Genomic DNA, 16872 nt, shown 5'->3' on the forward strand with positions numbered 1-16872 from the left:
GGATTTCCATCTGTGGTAACCTTATGTTAATTACCATTATATGGGTATAATCACAATGTGGAAAGGTGATGAGGAGAGTGGGATCAAGATTGATGCACTTGGTCATTGGAAATCGTATCGCCAACCGGCTTTCTATGGAACAAAGGACGGATTTCTTACTAGGTGGAATTGCCCCTGATGCCGCATCGGAGAAAGACACAACTCACTTCTTTAAAGGGGATGTAGAAGACAATTCGAGGTCAATTGATTACGAAGCGTTCTTAAATAAGTATAATTCAGAAGCGCATGAACCTTACGTACAAGGTTATTACACACATCTTGTTGCTGATCACCTTTGGTTAACTGGCTTCTATTTACCATGGCTTAAAAACCGTATGGAGAAGAAAGAGCTAGCCCCTCTTTACTACAAGGACTTTGAAATCTTAAATGGGAAACTACTCGAGTTCTATGGCTATCGGAACGAAATTAAGAAAACGCTCGAGTCACCCGCTACCATCTTCGACTTAGATGAAGTGAACGCAACCGACGTTCAAGCCTTTAAAACATGCGTCCTACCTGACTTAGAATACGAACAAGAAACCTTACACCTCCCACTACAAGTATTCACCTTCAATCAAATCATCGGCTACATCGAAACCACCGTCGACCAAGTCACGCGGGACATGGGGACAGGTAAACTGTCCCACGTCACTAGTCAAACGTGGTAGAATAATGAAGGTTTAATTATTGTGATCGACAAGGAGACTTCAAATGAACGAAGCAACCCACACAGCTGGAATAAAAGCAATGAACAAGAAAGCGCTTGGCTCAATCCTAATTGGCACATTGGCGATTATCGGTCCACTATTAGCGGAGAAAGGCAGTATCCTAAACATCGCTGGTTTCATCTTAGCGCTCATGGCTGTCAGAGAAATTAAGCTCCGAGGTGAATCTGGATTAGCCATCGCATGCACAGCAGTAGCATTGAATCTATTCGGTGTGATTACTCTGATGATGTAGGGACAGAGGGACAGGTAAACTGTCCCTCCTCTTCAGACGTTGAATTACACTTTTCGAGATTCCAGTTACCCTCTCTAATTGCCGGTATGAAGCTCCCTTTAATGAGGAAAGTTCCACTAGAATATGATTACGCTCCGTCACGTTCATCCTCTGAAGTATACTACTATTCGCCACGCCAAGTTGTACTAGATACTCTCTTATTTCTTCGTCCGATAGTCTGACCGTGTCCATGTATTCCATACAGCTGTCATCCACCACCTCTTCCATTAGCGAAATAAATCTAGCAATGGCATCCTTTCGATCTTTACCGATCACTTTCAGAGCACGGTCAACATCTACATACTTCGGAATACTAATGTACTCATGCACACTCGTCCATGGCGAGTCCCACACACTTTTCACTACTCCGGCCTTTAAAGGGTTCTGATGGATGTACCTTAGCAGCGTCATAAAATAGTCACGATCCTCCACACATTCACTTTTGAACCGCTCTTGAAACAAATGGCCCACACGGTCATATTTCACATTGTAGTTATGAACATAACTCGAATTTAACCGCTTCATCACAACTGAAATCGGCTCGTCCACCTCCTTCACGAGCAGATGGACATGATTATTCATGAGACAGTAACTGTATAGCTCAAACTTACTTTTCTTCTTGTAACGCGCCAACGTCCTTACATACATCGCCCTATCCTCACGATTCTCAAAAATCGTTTGGCGATTAACGCCTCTGATAATAACATGGTAAATGCCAGTGCGGCTTTTCTTCCGAGGGGTTCTAGGCAAGGGGGTGCTCCTCTCAATTTGGGGTAGGTGGTACGTGGAAGCTAACAAGCTATATACTTCTAGCATGAAGGCAAAGTTCCCTGCCTTCCACATGAAAAAGGGACAGATTACCTGTCCCTCTGTCCCATTTACTTCCTTACCTAACTTAGTTTCATCTCATTTCTTACTGATTGGGTCAATTGCTTTTCTACTCTATATATACTTAAGGCTTTTAAGAAAGTTAACGATTTTTCTGATTTTTCGAGTGCCAATTCTGTATTTTCTATGTCGTTTCGCAAATAAGCTTGAATGGCTTTCACCCGGTAGTAGTTGACAGAATCCACTTTCGATACATGTTGAAGAAAGCTACGATCAATATCCACTGACTCTACATAGTGTCGATCGAAGATGAATTTGTGAGATAGAAATACACTATAAAAGAGACCCGTAGTTAATTTATCACCATCGTTTGGACTATTCTTTAGATACGTTTCAATAAACGTAATTGCCTTAGATAGATTGCCATAATCATAATAGTAATAGAAAAGAAACATATATAAATTAGGGAAATCTTCAAAGTAGTCTTCCGTAAAAGCTTCACATAGATGGATTAACGTTTCATCCCATTCTTTTGGCCTTTTACTTGTTAACATCTCCCCTGTAACCTGTAATGCTAATGTATATCGTTCGGTTACAGTTGGATCTTTAATGAGGTCTACTATATTCCCACCATCCGCTTCCTTATATGGCAGTGCAGATGTCACAAATAAGATCAGATTGAAGATCATAAAGAAAAAGAGATAAAGTGTATCATAATTTAGCCAGAATACTAAACCAATTACAAAAAACAATAAACTAGTTAATGGCCCACCAGCATAAAAAAGGAGAAAGCTCTTCCGCTTAGGTCTTGACGTTATAGGTGGAGCTACACCAGCAAATCCACCAAGATAATTCCCAAATACATTCTTTTCTATGGTTAATCTTCCAGTTGAATTAGATAGTGAGATTGGCCCAATAGAGAGAAATAGAAATTTCCATTTGTTGTGATAACCCATCACTATGTGGCCTAATTCATGGAGAAAAAGGCTAATATAATAGATAATTAGACCGCACCATAGTAGAATAATGATTTTACTATAATACGGAAGTAATAATAGAATCATAATGGAAATTACAAAAAGAGTACCGATTGTTACAAGATAGTTTGTAAATGGAGATCGCTTCATTAACTCACCCTTATCATGAAGTGTGACTCGTTAGACTCTCAAACACAATCGCTTCTACGAATTGGGAGATGGCGGGAGGGACAGGGAACCTGTCCCGCCGTCTCACTCTCAATCAGGGACACTTTACCTGTCCCCCTGTCCCACTTTGTATAGTGTCTTTCCTTCTTTAATGGTTTGGGTGACGGTGATGTCTTTGATGGACATTGGATTTACTTTTAATGGGTTCTGGTTTAGGATAACTAGGTCCGCTAGTTTCCCTTCTTCGAGAGTACCTTTCAACCCTTCTTCCTTGTACATATAAGCTGCGTTAATGGTGACGGCTTTTAAGGCTTCATATACAGTAACCCGCTCACTCTCACCAATAATTGCACCTGTTCGACTCACTCGATTGACTGCACTCCAAATGGTTTGTAGCATGTTGGGCTTAACTACCGGAGCGTCTTGGTGAAAATTCACGACCAATCCCTTGTCGAAAGCTGTTCTAGCGGGACTTATGCGTTCACCACGTTCTTTACCTAAATTCTTGACATGAACATCTCCCCAGTAGTACGTATGGTCTACAAAAATCGACGGAATCATAGAGAGTTCAGCCATTCGGTCAAGTTGGTCTTCTCTTGTGGTCTGACAATGGATCATGACAGGTCGTAAATCTTCTGTCACACCAGTATCCACCACAGCTTTTTCATAACTATTCAACAACTGATCTGCTGCTCGATCTCCGTTACAATGGGTAAGCAATTGCATGCCATCTTTCACCGCTTCTAATGCCTGACCTTCCACTACCTCATCCTTGTACCATGCAATGCCGCAGTAAGAATCCTCCCCTTCATAGGGTTCTGAGAGCCAAGCTGTTTTCCCTTGGGGAGTCCCATCTAGAAAGGTTTTGTATCCCCCAATTTTATAACGATTGTGGTACTGATTTACATACTCCTTGTTCTCTTTGACAAGCTCTCTAGAATTGTCATCCATTAAGGGATAGGCCACAACATCCACTTCTAATTCCCCCGCTGAAGCCAAGGCTTTTCCAAGCTGAATCGTATCTTTAGTCGAAGCCCCATCTTGCACGGTCGTAATTCCATTTCGTATGTAAAGGTGTTGACCATCTTCAAATGTGGACATGGCGATTTGCCCCATGTTATTACCATTTGTCAAAGCTTGTTGCATCACCATCATGTTCGTTTCTTCCAAATACCCATTTGGCTCCATGCTACCTTCCACTCGACCAATCGTTCCGCCTTCTAGTTCTTCTGTAGAGGCACCAATCCCCGCAATGTCTAATGCCGCTTGATTCGCACACCCCATATGAGCAGAAGCATGCATAACGAAAATTGGGTTGCTAGAAACGCGGTCCAACACCTCTTTGGTAGGATGAAGCCCTTCTTTCATTACAGTAGGATCATACCCAAACCCAATGACTGTGTCATCGGTACTCAAGCTATTCTCCTTAATATAAGCTTGGAGGGTTTCCACAACATTCTCGAAACTCTCGCACTCACTTAAATCTGCCATTTGTGAAACCGGTCCAACATAGAATGCGTGACTATGAGGGTCAATGAATGAAGGCATTAACGTCTGACCCTCTAGATTCACATATTCAACCGGACCGTCCACCACATCATTGATTGAATCTAGACTTCCCCTCTTACGGATCACTCCACCTTCAACCAATAGGGCTTCCACATACATGTCTTCCCCTTCCATTGTAAGAATACTTCCACCATAATACACCGTCTGCATACATACTCTCTCCTTCACAACATTGCATTTCATCTAGTTAGAAAACATGCTAGAAATTACTAGATAAAGAGAGTACCATATCATTCTGATACATTAAAAGAGACTAAAGCGGGACAGGGGGACAGGTAATCTGTCCCACATGAACCCAATAAAGGGACAGATTACCTGTCCCTCCGTCCCACTACTGCTTATCCAGGTTCCATTTGAAGACTTTGACGGATGCTAGGTAAACTATGATTGTACAGCCGATGATTACAGCGATACTGGTGAATAAGGAGTATTCCCCTCTGAGCTCTGGGAAGAACAATTGCCGCATAGCATCCCCTAAGTAGGTAAATGGAATGAACATGGCTATTGTCTTCATGAACTCAGGAAATAACGTGAAGGGGAGTAACACACCACTCAACATAAGAAGCGGTGCACTTATCCCAGCGAGCACGCCACTTGTGACTTCACTCGATTTAAAGATCGAACCAAACAAAAAGCCTAGCGTAAGCATGAATCCCACTCCAACGATCGACAACAGTACGATTGGAACGATGTTACTGAACGTAATGAATCCAAAGATTAAACCCAATAACATAAAGAGGCCAATTTGAATCATGGCTAGTATGAAGCGAATGCTAATTTGTGCAAAGATAAATGTGGTTTTATCTAAAGGGCTAAGCTCAAACATCCTCAAAATCCCCTTTTGCCTCATTTCAACAATCGGGCTGGATGTACCTAATAAGCCAATTGACATCAAAGCGAAGATCAGTAACCCAGGAAACATAAACTCAAAGAAACTTAACCCCATCGCCTCAGAAGGTGGTACCATTTGCCCCATTAGTCCAAAGAACAAAAGGAACAGCAAAGGGAAAAACAGAATAAAAAACAGGAGCTTTGGTTCTCTTACTATTTCGTATAAACCTGCTTTTGTGAGTTGATTATACCCTTTAAAGAGGTGCTTCTTTTGTCTATTAGACTCTTCAAGATTAGCATCAGGGCTCGTTTTAATTTCCATTCATTAGTCAACTCCCCTTCTCAGGTAAGAACCCGTCAAGTTAATGAATGCTGACTCTAGAGATCGCTTAATTGGATCTGAGTGATCATAAATAATGGTATCTGGCGTATCACAGACAACGAATACTCCCTCGTGCAGGATGGCAATTCGATTGCAAAGCTGACTCGCCTCTTCCATATTATGAGTGGTCACTAGGATAGTTTTCCCATCTTCTCTTAACTTCTCTAGGTTATCCCATATGAGCCATCGAATCTGTGGGTCTAAACCCGCTGTCGGTTCATCCAACACCAATATTGATGGATTTCCTACTAGAGACAAGGCTATTAACAACCGTTGACGCTGCCCGACTGACAAATCCTTTACATACTTAGTCGAAATCTCATCCAGATTATACTCACGTAAGAGTCGCGGTACATCCGTTGGTTCCTCATAAAAGCTAGCAAACAACTCCAGGATTTCGTATACCTTTTGCCGTTGCATCAAGGCTGCTTCTTGTGGTTGGACACCAATCTTGTTTGTAAGCATTTTACGATTCTTACGAGCATCCACTCCTAAAATCTTGACCCCTGTAGCTTCGTAACTTCTTAGACCCATGATACTTTCCAAAAATGTAGTCTTTCCAACACCATTTCTCCCCAATATCCCGAAGATTTCTCCATGCTTCAGGTGAAGAGTAACATTATCTAGTACTTTATGGTCTCCGTAACTTTTAGATAACCCGTGCACAGTCAGCACGTCTCCCTCAACTGCACTACTCATCCTTTCACCCCCACCCTGTGTTTCAATTCTTCGACCTTAACCAAAAGTACCGCCCAAAAAAGATTCTTCTATTATCCGCACAATATAGGAAATTAGACCAACTGAACCTATGCCACTACCACTTCCTTCGAAACCCAATATTTACTATAGTTATACAAAACCCAATTAATTCCTCCTAATCTTTGATCAACACTTATATAATTGGATAATTTATACAAAGGAGAACAACACTCCTCAAAAGTTTCAGCACATGCTTTGTCCTGGCCTTCTAAGCCTCTAACTTCTCCTCTCACGCCTTCCTATTTAAACCGACTAAACAGACTGAAACAACATCATCTCCCCCTGAGGTGTTATACTCCTAATAGACAACTAACCGAAATCACAATAAAATCCATAGGTAAAAGGAGCTGCTCATTAAAATGACACTAGCAAAGAAGATTAGTATGGGTGCGGTCATTGGCTTCATTGGCCTAGTAGCTCTATTAATTGTGATTTATTTCATACTTGGTAGGTCATACTTAGTCATTGAGGAGAATCCAGAACAATCGGAAGCCATCATTGTACTTAGCGGGGCTGATGGCCGCTTAGAACATGCCGTTGAATTATATGCCGAGATGGGTGCTGAAGCTATGATTCTGTCAAATTCAACTGAAAACGCCACAACGAAAGAAGAAGCGCTACAACTAGGCATTCCAAGCGACATCATCATTGAAGAACCAGAGGCCACAAGCACATACACAAATGCCACCCTCACTAAGAAGATCATGCAGGATAAAGGCTATTCTTCTGCTATCGTCGTTACAAGCGACTACCACTCACGTAGAACAAGGATGACATTCGAAGAAATCTTCAAAGACTCTGGAATCGATCTAACCTACGGAGTCGCCCCCTCTGACTTCTCACCAGAAGGCGACGCCACAGAACTCGACACCCGAATCTCCACATCCGAATACGTCAAACTAACAGGATACTGGCTAAGACTATTCATCTTCTAGTGGGACAGGGGGACAGGTTTTCTGTCCCACACACTGCCTTACCTCCTAACGAACAACTCCAACAACAAAACAGAGGGACAGTTTACCTGTCCCTCTGTCCCGCAAGTTCATAATTCCATGCGTCTCGACACATGTCTTCTATGTTTCGTTTAGCTTTCCAGTTTAATTGTTGTTCAGCTTTACTTACATCTGCATAGGCCACTGCGATATCTCCTGGTCGTCTTTCCGCAATCTCATAAGGGACTTTAACACCATTCGCTTGCTCGAAAGCTTGGATCAACTCTAGTACACTAGTACCTTTCCCCGTACCCAAATTGTACACATGATACCCCGTCTCGATATTCTGAAAAGCAGCTAAATGTCCCTCAGCCAAATCCATCACATGGATGTAGTCTCGCACACCCGTGCCATCAGTCGTAGGATAATCGTTTCCGAACACTTTAAGAGTATTCAATTCTTGTTTCGCAACTTTCGTAATGTACGGCATGATGTTGTTCGGTATTCCTTTTGGGTTCTCACCAATCACTCCACTTTCGTGTGAGCCAACTGGATTGAAATAACGCAAGATCCCAATTGCTAAATCTGGATTTGAAGCGCTAACATCTTGTAGAATCTTCTCGCACATCACTTTCGTTTCACCATATGGATTCGTAGCAGGCGATAAACTAATCGTTTCTTTAAACGGGATATCGTTCACACCATAGACAGTAGCAGATGAACTGAAAATAAAGCGACTAACTCCATATTTCTCACAAGCTTTCAACAAGGCCATCGTGCTTGTTAGGTTATTTATGTAATAATCTAATGGCTTCTGAACTGATTCTCCGACTGCTTTGTGCCCAGCAAAGTGGATAACGCCATCAATCATATGAGAGCTAAAGATACTGTCGATTTCTTTGGCGTTTGTCACATCAACTTCATATGAAACTACTCTCCGATTTGATAACATCTCAACATGCCTCAACGTCTCATGATTACTATTTACATAGTTATCTAGAACAATCACATTGTATCCTGCCTCTAACAATAGAACACAAGTATGAGAACCAATATAACCAGACCCTCCTGTCACCAACACATTCATCGCTTACATCTCCTTCTCTCTACACACCTAATTTACTTACATATCATCCTCAATAGATTTCACAATATTGCAACGATTAAACACGTATTGAACTAATCATAGTACAGAACTATAAACCGGGACAAGGGGACAGGCACATTGTCCCCCCTAAAGTAAACACGAGGGACAGTTTACCTGTCCCTCCGTCCCACAAACCCCCACTAGATATTTCCACTTGAATGAGTTATGATAGTGGTACAGATTGTATACAATAGTCATAAACAATTGTGAGGTAGATGGACTATGGTGAAGCGGAATGAAGAGTTAGCTTATGAGAAAGTGAAGCGCGCGATCATGCTGAAGCGTTTGAACCCTGGGCAACGTGTGACGGAGGAATGGATTAGTAAAGAGTTGAATATGAGCAGGACCCCTATTCGTGCTGCTTTTAAACGTTTAGAGAATGAAGGCTTCCTAATTTCAAAGCCACATAGAGGGGCATTTGTGTATGACCCAACAGATAAAGAGATTGAAGATGTATTTAAATTACGGGTGGTAATCGAGAAATACGCAGCTACTGAGGCTCTTGAACTGGTGACTGATGAGGACATTCAGTATATGGAGGAGTTGCTACAGAAAGAACGGACCGCGTATGAAGAGAAGAACTATGAAGATTTCCTCGAAATCAACAGGCAATTTCATACCTATCCTGCAGAGATGACATCGAACGTGTTCCTATTGAAAGATGTAGAGAGGCTCCACCAATGGTCGGATTGTTACTTAATCTTAAAGGATGAATTCTACACTACGCCTTTAGAAGAGGTGAAATCGTTACCGGAGCACAGAGAGATTGTGGATGCCTTTATAGCAAGGGATTCCACTAGATTGGAAAATGCTATTCAAGCTCACTTGATGTCCACCTTGCACGATCTCGCCAACCGAACCTCCATCTTCAACTAATCGCTCACGCTATCTAAATGAAAGAGAGGCACTCATTCGGGAGTGCCTCTCTTCTCTATGACCTAAGCACAACTCTACAGTCTTACAGCATAATCATGCTTCATAATGTTCCCTAACACGAGTCATTTGTCGCGCATAAGCCCCTCTGTTCATCCGAATAAAGAAGTAGGCTCCGAGCATCGTCCATGCTGCAATCATCAGCCACTCATACGGCCATACAAGCGCAGCAGACATGCCTGGCATGTACAAAACTATAAAGCCAAGGCTTAGTAGAAGCGCTAAATAGCCAAATACTGGTGTCTTCCCTGCCCGAAATGGACGTTCAAGGGTAGGTTCTCTTTTTCTTAGGACAATAAACGATAATGCGACAAGAAAGTAAGCGGATACAATTCCAAGCCCACCTGCGTTCACAATCCAGACTAACGCGGATCTACCGAGCAACGGTGCAAGCATGGAGAGTGATCCGATGAATAGGATTGCATTTGATGGCGTCTTATGCTTCGGATGTAATGTGCCGAACCACTCTGGCAACATACCAGATTGGGCCATTGCGTAAAGGACGCGACTTCCTCCAATGATAAATGAGTTCCAGCTCGTTATAATCCCTGCCACCCCTCCAATAATCAGGATGTTCCCAAATAGATCTGAACCAAATAAGTTGGCCATCGCATCTGCCGTCGCCAATTCGGAAGTGGCCAGTTGGCTCGAGCTCAATCCTAGGGACACACCGAACGTAACCGCAATGTAAAATACAATCGCACCTACCACAGATAGGATAAGAAACCGCCCAATCTTTCTTGGAGGAACATTTGCTTCTTCCGCAACTTGAGGAATGACATCAAATCCTACAAATAGGAAGGGTACCATAACGAGGACCGTCATGATTCCACCGGCTCCCCCACTAAATCCATGTGCAAGATTCTTCGTATCTCCGAACATACCAGCCCCAAAGATAAGCATCATTCCAACTCCAACAATCATTAGAGTAAACACAGTCTGCATCACAGCTGCTTGCTTCACGCCAAAATAGTTGATGATTGTAATGATGAGTGCCCCGACCGAACCGATGAGCACCCAATTTAAATGAACATCCCAACCTGCGACTGTCCATAAGTACCCGGCTTGGTAATCTGGCAGCAGGTAATCAATGACGGTTGGTAGTGCTACCGCTTCAAACGTCACAACCGATATGTATCCAAGCGTTATGGCCCAGGAAGCAATGAACGATGCTTTATAACCGAGTGCCCGATGCACATATTCATGCTCCCCTCCTACTTTCGGCATAGCGGAAGACAATTCCGCATAGTTAAGCCCGACGCAAATGACAAGAAATCCTCCAATGATAAATGCAACGACCGCACCCATGGCACCGGCAGAGGCAATCCAAGAACCAGACAATACCACCCAGCCCCATCCAAGCATGGCCCCCAATGCTAAGACCAACAAATCGAAGGAAGACAAAATTTTATTTAGCTTATTTTCTCCCATGGTTCGCTCCTCTCTATGGCTATATCTGAATATTCAGTTATTTGTACTTACATCTCTCCCACTCCAACAGACCAATTCAATATAGTCGCATTGTCTACCCATACAGCCGAACGACTGGGACAGTTTACCTGTCCCCCTGTCCCACGGTTAGAAGAAGAAGGTGTGTGCGAGCCATGCGATGATGGGCAGTGTGATGATGGTTCGTTGTAGAAAGATGATGATGAGGTCTAGGAAGGTGACTGGAATTTTGGATTTCATTAGTAGAACGCCAACTTCGGACATGTAGATGAGCTGGGTCATGGAGACTGCGGCGATGACAAAGCGTGAGAGTTCGTTTTCAATTCCACTTCCAATTACGGCTGGTAGGAACATATCCGCGAAGCCAACAAGCATGGCTGGGGCAGCTTCTGCTGCGGCTGGAATTTGTAGCAGGTTCAACAACCCGACGATCGGATAGGAAAGGTACGTAAAGAATGGAGTAAATTCTGCAATCACCAACGCAATCGTTCCTAGCGCCATTACTAAAGGCAGCAAGCCGAACCAGATATCGAGCACATTTTTCAAGCCTTTTACGGCTACACTTCCATAGCTCGGTACGCTTTCCGCTTTCTCGACTGCCTTCTGTACACCCCATTTGAAGTTAGAGGTATGTTCCGGGACCGCTTCACTGATTTGCTTGCCTACTGGCTCGTAGTACTCATCTTTCTTCAGAGAGAGTGGGGGAATACGCGGACAAATGACGGCTGCCACAAGTCCTCCGATGATGACTGCCGAGTAGAATTGGACGAACATGTCCTCAAGACCAATAAAGGTGATCACAACGAGGCTAAATGCAACGGAAGCGACAGAGAACGTGGTTGAAATGACGGCTGCTTCACGCTTCGTATAGAATCCTTCTTCGTACTGCCGCGTTGTAATTAAGACACCTACCGTGCCACTTCCCATCCAGGAAGCGAACGCATCAATCGATGAACGGCCAGGTAACTTGAATAACGGCTTCATCACTTTACGGAAAATAGAGCCGATAAACTCCATCAATCCGAACTCTAAAATGAGCGGCATCAACAGCCCGGCGAATAAGAACCACGTAGTCAACACCGGGATGAGCGAGTACAACACGGTACCGCCAGTTGAACCTCCGTAAATCCATTCTGGACCAAATTCAAAGAGTGTAAGAACAGCAAAGATTGCGCCTAATGAACGGACAGCCATCCAAAAGGAGTTGATGATAAATAACGAAGAGAAGAACGATGACCGCATTACCCACTTTGGCTTTACAACTTGTGCGTAAATTACTCCTAATACGGACAACACCATAACACACGTCATAAATATGTGAAGATAGCCATCAAAGACACCTTGAAAGAACTCCGCCAATACGCCAATGCCAATGGTCACTTTCCCCTTATAATAAATGGGTGCTAAGAATAACATAGCACCCATTAAAGAAGGGAGGATGAACTTTAAATACGCTTTACGAGAATATCCATCCACATAGGGTTGAACTTCTGATTTCGTCGCAACTTCGGTTGAATTTGATTGCACAAGCATTCCTCCTTCTTCATTCATTCTCTTTAAAGATAGACTTTGTTCTGAGCTCGCTTCTTCATCGCCACCAGACTGACCATTTCAAAGCCAACTGCAGAGGCAAGGCCTGCGGTGGTATCACCGGAATCATACTCTGGAAGCACCTCAACTAAATCAAATCCGACTAGATTCAATCCATGTAATCCCCGAACGAACTCGAGCGCCTCATAGCTAGTCGGACCTGCAACTTCAGGCGTTCCGGTTCCTGGAGCGTAGGCCGGGTCAACGAAATCAATATCAAAGCTTACGAACACGGGATGGTCAGGACCAATCTTCTCATGAATGCGTTCTAGGATCTGCTCTCGTCCCAATTTCCGCACATCTCTCATCGTATACACTTCAAATCCAAGCTCCTCTGCATCACTTACGTCTTCAGGACCATAAAGTGGACCACGGAGGCCAACTTGAACCGAACGCTCCATATCTAACAATCCCTCTTCGGCCGCACGTCGGAATGGTGTACCGTGCATGTATTTCTCGCCGAAATAATTGTCCCACGTATCTCCATGTGAATCGAAATGAACAAATGCCATCTTCCCATATTGCTCATGGAATGCACGAAGATGTCCGAGTGAAATGGAATGATCCCCACCTAACAAGATTGGCGTGACTCCATTCTCAAGAAGTGGCTTCAACCCTTCCACGATATTGTCGTACGTACGATGCACATTGCCAGGAATCACATCAATATCTCCGTAATCAACCCCCGACACATGGTCAAAGATTGAAATGTCCTGGTCAGGATTATACGGCCGTAACAGAACTGATGCGTTTCGAATATGTTGGGGTCCTCCACGCTGTCCTGTTCGATTCGAAGCCGCCGTGTCGAAAGGAACACCAACGACAGCAAAATCCACGTCCTCTTCTGTCCGAACTGCCTCCAACCTCATAAATGTACGCATGCCGCAAAATCGCGGTGACAGTGATGAATCAATTGGTTTATACATGTGAATAACCCCTTTTCTTATTGATTACAGTCCTAACGACAAATACTTCGTCTCCAAGTACTCCTCAATCCCTTGTGGTCCCCCTTCACGACCCATACCGCTCTCTTTCATCCCTCCAAAAGGAGCCTGAGCCGCTGAAGGTGCGCCATCATTCAACCCGATAATCCCGTACTCGAGCTGTTCAGAAAGACGTACGGCTTTAGAAATGTCCTGCGTAAATAAATAAGCGGACAAGCCAAACGGTGTGTCATTCGCACGAGCAATCGCCTCTTCTTCGTCTTCAAAGGTTGCAATCGGCAAGACTGGACCAAACGTTTCTTCCGTCATACATAGCATGTCGTCCTCTGCCCCGCTCAAAATCGTGGGCTCGACGAAATAGCCTTGTGACGTATCATCAACGACCCCACCAACAACAAGCGATGCCCCATTCTCTACCGCATTGTCAATGTGGCGCTTAACTTTGTCGTACGCTCCTTCATCAATCAACGGTCCAATGTCCGTCTCTTGATCTAAACCATCTCCAACTCTCAACTCCGCTACGGCTTCCTTCAGTTTCGAAGTAAATGACTCCGCTATGGAATGATGCACATAGAACCGATTTGAACAAATGCACGTCTGCCCAGCATTTCGAAACTTCGATGCTATGGCTCCTGCTACCGCTTTGTCTAAATCCGCATCAGATAGGACGATGAAAGGCGCTTGTCCTCCTAGTTCAAGAGAGATTCGCTTCATCGTATCCGCTGATTTCTTCATTAACAGTTTTCCAACTTCCGTCGAACCTGTGAAAGAAAGCTTGCGAACTCGTTCGTCCCCTAACAAGGTATCTCCAATCCTCTCCGCATCACCCGTAACAATATTGATGAGCCCAGCTGGCGCTCCTGCCTCATGGGCAAGTTCAACGAGACGAAGGGCAGTAAGTGGCGTTTCTTCGGCTGGCTTGATTACGACGGAACACCCTGCCGCAATTGCTGGTGCCACTTTTCTCGTGATCATGGCTGCAGGGAAATTCCAAGGCGTAATGGCCGCCACCACACCTACCGGCTGCTTCTGTACAAAGATTCGTTTACCCGGGCTTGATGCGGGAATCGTCTGGCCGTAAATACGCTTTGCTTCTTCAGCGAACCAAGAAATGTAGCTATTGGCGTAAGTAATCTCCCCCAACGCCTCCTTCAACGGCTTCCCTTGTTCCATAGTCATCAGTTCAGCCAACTCTTCTTTATGGATCTGGATTACTTGGAACCAGTTCATAAGAAATGCAGCGCGAGTATCCGCAGATTCCACTTTCCATTTCATGAATGCACGGTGTGCCGAATCGACTGCATCACGCAAATCCTCTTCACTCGCATTAGGGACCGTATCTATCACTCTTTGTGTAAAAGGGTTAATCACCTCAATTACGTTGTCCGCACCACGCTTTTCTCCATTGATTATTATCTCCATCCGAACACCTCCACCTACACATATTGAGGGGTACATACATGAATGGCTTGCTCTAGAATATCTAGCCCCTCTTCTAGTTCGTTATCCGTAATGACAAGCGGCATTAAGAATCGAATTACGTTTCCATACAATCCCGCACCAAGCACCAACAATCCCCGTTCTTGCGCATTCGCTAAAATGGCCTTCGTTAAATCCTTTGCTGGCGCCTTTTGTTCTCGATCCGATACAATCTCTACCGCAACCATTGCACCAAGTCCACGAATATCACCGATACACTCATATGTTGATGAAAGGTGCAGCAATCGCTCTCTCACACGCCCACCAATTGCATTCGCACGCTCATTAAGCTGCTCCTCTTCCATTACTTGAAGAACTGCTAACGCCGCTCGACATCCGAGCGGACTTCCACCATACGTTCCACCCAGTTCACCAGGTCCAGCTGCATCCATAATGTCCTGGCGACCAATGACACCGCTAATTGGCGTTCCAGCACCTAAAGATTTAGATACCGTGATCAAGTCCGGCACCACGTCATAATGTTCAATCCCGAAATACGCCCCAGTCCGACCGAATCCCGTCTGAATTTCATCCGCTACGAACAGGATGCCATGTTCTTCACAGAAAGCTTTGACGGCTTGAACGAAGCTTGGATCTGGGACAATAAATCCACCCTCCCCTTGAACAGGCTCCATCACAACCGCCGCGATTGTCTCTGGCGCTGCTTCCGTTAAGAAAAATTTCTTAAATTCTTCAATCATATAGTTGTTGTACGCCTCTTCTGACATTTCCATTGGACGTCGATATGGATAAGGAAACGGCGCTTGATAAACTTCCGGCGCAAATGGACCAAATCCAAATTTATAAGGCTTCACCTTGCTCGTCATCGTCATCGCCATTAACGTACGGCCATGGAATCCATTCGTAAACGTCACAATGCCTTGGCGACCTGTATATTTACGCGCCACTTTCACCGCATTCTCCACCGCCTCAGCGCCACTATTCTGAAGCAACACTTTCTTGTCAAAGTCCCCAGGGCTAAGAGCAGCCAATTTCTCAGCCAATTCTATGTAAGGCTCATACATCATGACGTTGAACCCTGTATGGATGTATTGCTCCACCTGCTCGTGTAACGCCGCTTTCACTTTAGGATGACAATGCCCCACGTTAATCGTTCCAATTGCCCCAGCAAAATCTATGAACGTATTCCCATCCACATCTTGAACACGAGCACCCTCCGCATGTTCTACAAATGTAGGAATCCCATAACTAACCGCATCCGGCACAATACGATGACGCCGCTCCAACAACTCCCCTGCCTTAGGCCCCGGTAAATTCGTTTGAACAGAAGCATACTTCGTCATAAGAATCTCTCCTTCTCCAATAAGAGTTCAATCCTAACCATATTATGAAAAACACATGCACGCACAAATTGTATACAATCCTAATATACAACTACTATATAACAAGAAACACCCTGTTTCAATAATATTCTGAATTTTATTGCGGGACAGGGGGACAGGTAAACTGTCCCTGCCCCCCAACAAAAAAAGAGGGACAGTTTACCTGTTGTGTAGTGCAAAATAGAAGTACAGAGATGTGCAACCTAAACGTACATAACTCTGCACTTCTTTTTTAGATAAAAAAAGCCTTGCCAGCCATCCAATATAACTCTACTGTAATTGGTGTCGAATCAAACACAGTGGAGGTCGAAAGGATTGCTAGCAATGACTAAGATTAATCATATCAAAACTATACGAAATCATGAAGACGTATCTATAAATGAAATTGCTCAAAGAGCTCAAGTGAATTGGCGTACCGCCAAGAAATATGCGGATGAAGAGCAGGTGCCACAAGAAAAACAGGTGATCAGAAAAGGAATGATGTATGAGGAACATTGGGGAGA

The 16872-nt window shown here is 44.1% G+C and carries 15 protein-coding genes; 4 read left to right on the forward strand and 11 right to left on the reverse strand.

All coding sequences use genetic code 11. The features are described from left to right. Nucleotides 1–77: 77 nt before the first annotated feature. The gene (locus H513_RS0104295) at nucleotides 78–707 is read left to right on the forward strand and encodes a hypothetical protein (protein ID WP_026799612.1); all 630 of its coding nucleotides are present in this window, start codon (nucleotides 78–80) and stop codon (nucleotides 705–707) included. Nucleotides 708–750: 43 nt separating this feature from the next. Then, entirely contained in the window at nucleotides 751–999 is a 249-nt protein-coding gene (locus H513_RS0104300) for a hypothetical protein (protein ID WP_026799613.1), read from the forward strand. Here H513_RS0104300 and H513_RS19565 read toward each other — a convergent pair. The 5 genes from H513_RS19565 to H513_RS0104325 form a co-directional block, all read right to left on the reverse strand. After that, nucleotides 970–1881 carry a transposase gene (locus H513_RS19565; protein WP_330981682.1) on the reverse strand — a complete coding sequence of 304 codons (912 nt, stop codon included), beginning with the start codon at nucleotides 1879–1881 and terminating at the stop codon, nucleotides 970–972. The genes H513_RS0104300 and H513_RS19565 overlap by 30 nt on opposite strands. 47 nt (nucleotides 1882–1928) lie before the next feature. Beyond that, entirely contained in the window at nucleotides 1929–2993 is a 1065-nt protein-coding gene (locus H513_RS0104310) for a M50 family metallopeptidase (RefSeq protein WP_026799614.1), read from the reverse strand. 123 nt (nucleotides 2994–3116) lie between these two features. Then, nucleotides 3117–4730: an amidohydrolase gene (locus tag H513_RS0104315; protein WP_026799615.1), complete on the reverse strand. Its 1614-nt coding sequence runs from the start codon at nucleotides 4728–4730 to the stop codon at nucleotides 3117–3119. Nucleotides 4731–4911: 181 nt separating this feature from the next. Continuing rightward, nucleotides 4912–5733 (reverse strand): ABC transporter permease, encoded by an 822-nt coding sequence (locus H513_RS0104320; protein ID WP_026799616.1) that lies wholly within the window; start codon nucleotides 5731–5733, stop codon nucleotides 4912–4914. A gap of 3 nt (nucleotides 5734–5736) precedes the next feature. Continuing rightward, nucleotides 5737–6492, reverse strand: a complete 756-nt coding sequence (locus H513_RS0104325) for an ABC transporter ATP-binding protein (RefSeq protein ID WP_026799617.1) — start codon at nucleotides 6490–6492, stop codon at nucleotides 5737–5739. A 419-nt stretch (nucleotides 6493–6911) separates the two neighbouring features. Between H513_RS0104325 and H513_RS20810 the strand changes: the two genes are divergently transcribed. Beyond that, nucleotides 6912–7487: a YdcF family protein gene (locus H513_RS20810; protein WP_051239661.1), complete on the forward strand. Its 576-nt coding sequence runs from the start codon at nucleotides 6912–6914 to the stop codon at nucleotides 7485–7487. 82 nt (nucleotides 7488–7569) lie between these two features. Here the strand turns inward: H513_RS20810 and galE are convergent, their stop codons facing one another. Then, nucleotides 7570–8571, reverse strand: a complete 1002-nt coding sequence (gene galE, locus H513_RS0104335; RefSeq protein WP_026799618.1) for a UDP-glucose 4-epimerase GalE — start codon at nucleotides 8569–8571, stop codon at nucleotides 7570–7572. Between the two features lie 282 nt (nucleotides 8572–8853). Between galE and H513_RS0104340 the strand changes: the two genes are divergently transcribed. Beyond that, nucleotides 8854–9507: a GntR family transcriptional regulator gene (locus H513_RS0104340; protein ID WP_026799619.1), complete on the forward strand. Its 654-nt coding sequence runs from the start codon at nucleotides 8854–8856 to the stop codon at nucleotides 9505–9507. 93 nt (nucleotides 9508–9600) lie between these two features. Here H513_RS0104340 and H513_RS0104345 read toward each other — a convergent pair whose 3' ends face one another. The 5 genes from H513_RS0104345 to gabT form a co-directional block, all read right to left on the reverse strand. Further along, nucleotides 9601–10995, reverse strand: coding sequence for an APC family permease (locus H513_RS0104345; protein ID WP_026799620.1), 1395 nt, complete (start codon nucleotides 10993–10995; stop codon nucleotides 9601–9603). A 147-nt stretch (nucleotides 10996–11142) separates the two neighbouring features. Beyond that, nucleotides 11143–12540: a YjiH family protein gene (locus H513_RS0104350; protein WP_407946615.1), complete on the reverse strand. Its 1398-nt coding sequence runs from the start codon at nucleotides 12538–12540 to the stop codon at nucleotides 11143–11145. 29 nt (nucleotides 12541–12569) lie between these two features. Then, nucleotides 12570–13529 carry an agmatinase gene (gene speB / locus H513_RS0104355; RefSeq protein ID WP_026799622.1) on the reverse strand — a complete coding sequence of 320 codons (960 nt, stop codon included), beginning with the start codon at nucleotides 13527–13529 and terminating at the stop codon, nucleotides 12570–12572. Between the two features lie 24 nt (nucleotides 13530–13553). Further along, entirely contained in the window at nucleotides 13554–14969 is a 1416-nt protein-coding gene (locus tag H513_RS0104360; RefSeq protein ID WP_026799623.1) for an NAD-dependent succinate-semialdehyde dehydrogenase, read from the reverse strand. Nucleotides 14970–14983: 14 nt separating this feature from the next. After that, complete coding sequence (gene gabT / locus H513_RS0104365; protein ID WP_036769794.1) at nucleotides 14984–16330, reverse strand: 4-aminobutyrate--2-oxoglutarate transaminase; 1347 nt, start codon at nucleotides 16328–16330, stop codon at nucleotides 14984–14986. Nucleotides 16331–16872 lie beyond the last annotated feature (542 nt).

Origin of the sequence: Pontibacillus halophilus JSM 076056 = DSM 19796, assembly GCF_000425205.1 — a bacterium.
GTDB classification, from domain to species: Bacteria; Bacillota; Bacilli; order Bacillales; family BH030062; genus Pontibacillus_A; species Pontibacillus_A halophilus.

Bases quoted from the DNA above. Each gene is read 5' to 3' on its own strand.
- H513_RS0104315 (WP_026799615.1), bottom strand. From the start codon at position 4,730: ATGCAGACGGTGTATTATGGTGGAAGTATTCTTACAATGGAAGGGGAA.
- H513_RS0104320 (WP_026799616.1), bottom strand. From the start codon at position 5,733: ATGGAAATTAAAACGAGCCCTGATGCTAATCTTGAAGAGTCTAATAGA.
- H513_RS0104310 (WP_026799614.1), bottom strand. From the start codon at position 2,993: ATGAAGCGATCTCCATTTACAAACTATCTTGTAACAATCGGTACTCTT.
- speB (WP_026799622.1), bottom strand. From the start codon at position 13,529: ATGTATAAACCAATTGATTCATCACTGTCACCGCGATTTTGCGGCATG.
- H513_RS20810 (WP_051239661.1), top strand. From the start codon at position 6,912: ATGACACTAGCAAAGAAGATTAGTATGGGTGCGGTCATTGGCTTCATT.
- H513_RS0104300 (WP_026799613.1), top strand. From the start codon at position 751: ATGAACGAAGCAACCCACACAGCTGGAATAAAAGCAATGAACAAGAAA.
- H513_RS0104325 (WP_026799617.1), bottom strand. From the start codon at position 6,492: ATGAGTAGTGCAGTTGAGGGAGACGTGCTGACTGTGCACGGGTTATCT.
- galE (WP_026799618.1), bottom strand. From the start codon at position 8,571: ATGAATGTGTTGGTGACAGGAGGGTCTGGTTATATTGGTTCTCATACT.
- H513_RS19565 (WP_330981682.1), bottom strand. From the start codon at position 1,881: ATGTGGAAGGCAGGGAACTTTGCCTTCATGCTAGAAGTATATAGCTTG.
- H513_RS0104340 (WP_026799619.1), top strand. From the start codon at position 8,854: ATGGTGAAGCGGAATGAAGAGTTAGCTTATGAGAAAGTGAAGCGCGCG.
- H513_RS0104360 (WP_026799623.1), bottom strand. From the start codon at position 14,969: ATGGAGATAATAATCAATGGAGAAAAGCGTGGTGCGGACAACGTAATT.
- gabT (WP_036769794.1), bottom strand. From the start codon at position 16,330: ATGACGAAGTATGCTTCTGTTCAAACGAATTTACCGGGGCCTAAGGCA.
- H513_RS0104345 (WP_026799620.1), bottom strand. From the start codon at position 10,995: ATGGGAGAAAATAAGCTAAATAAAATTTTGTCTTCCTTCGATTTGTTG.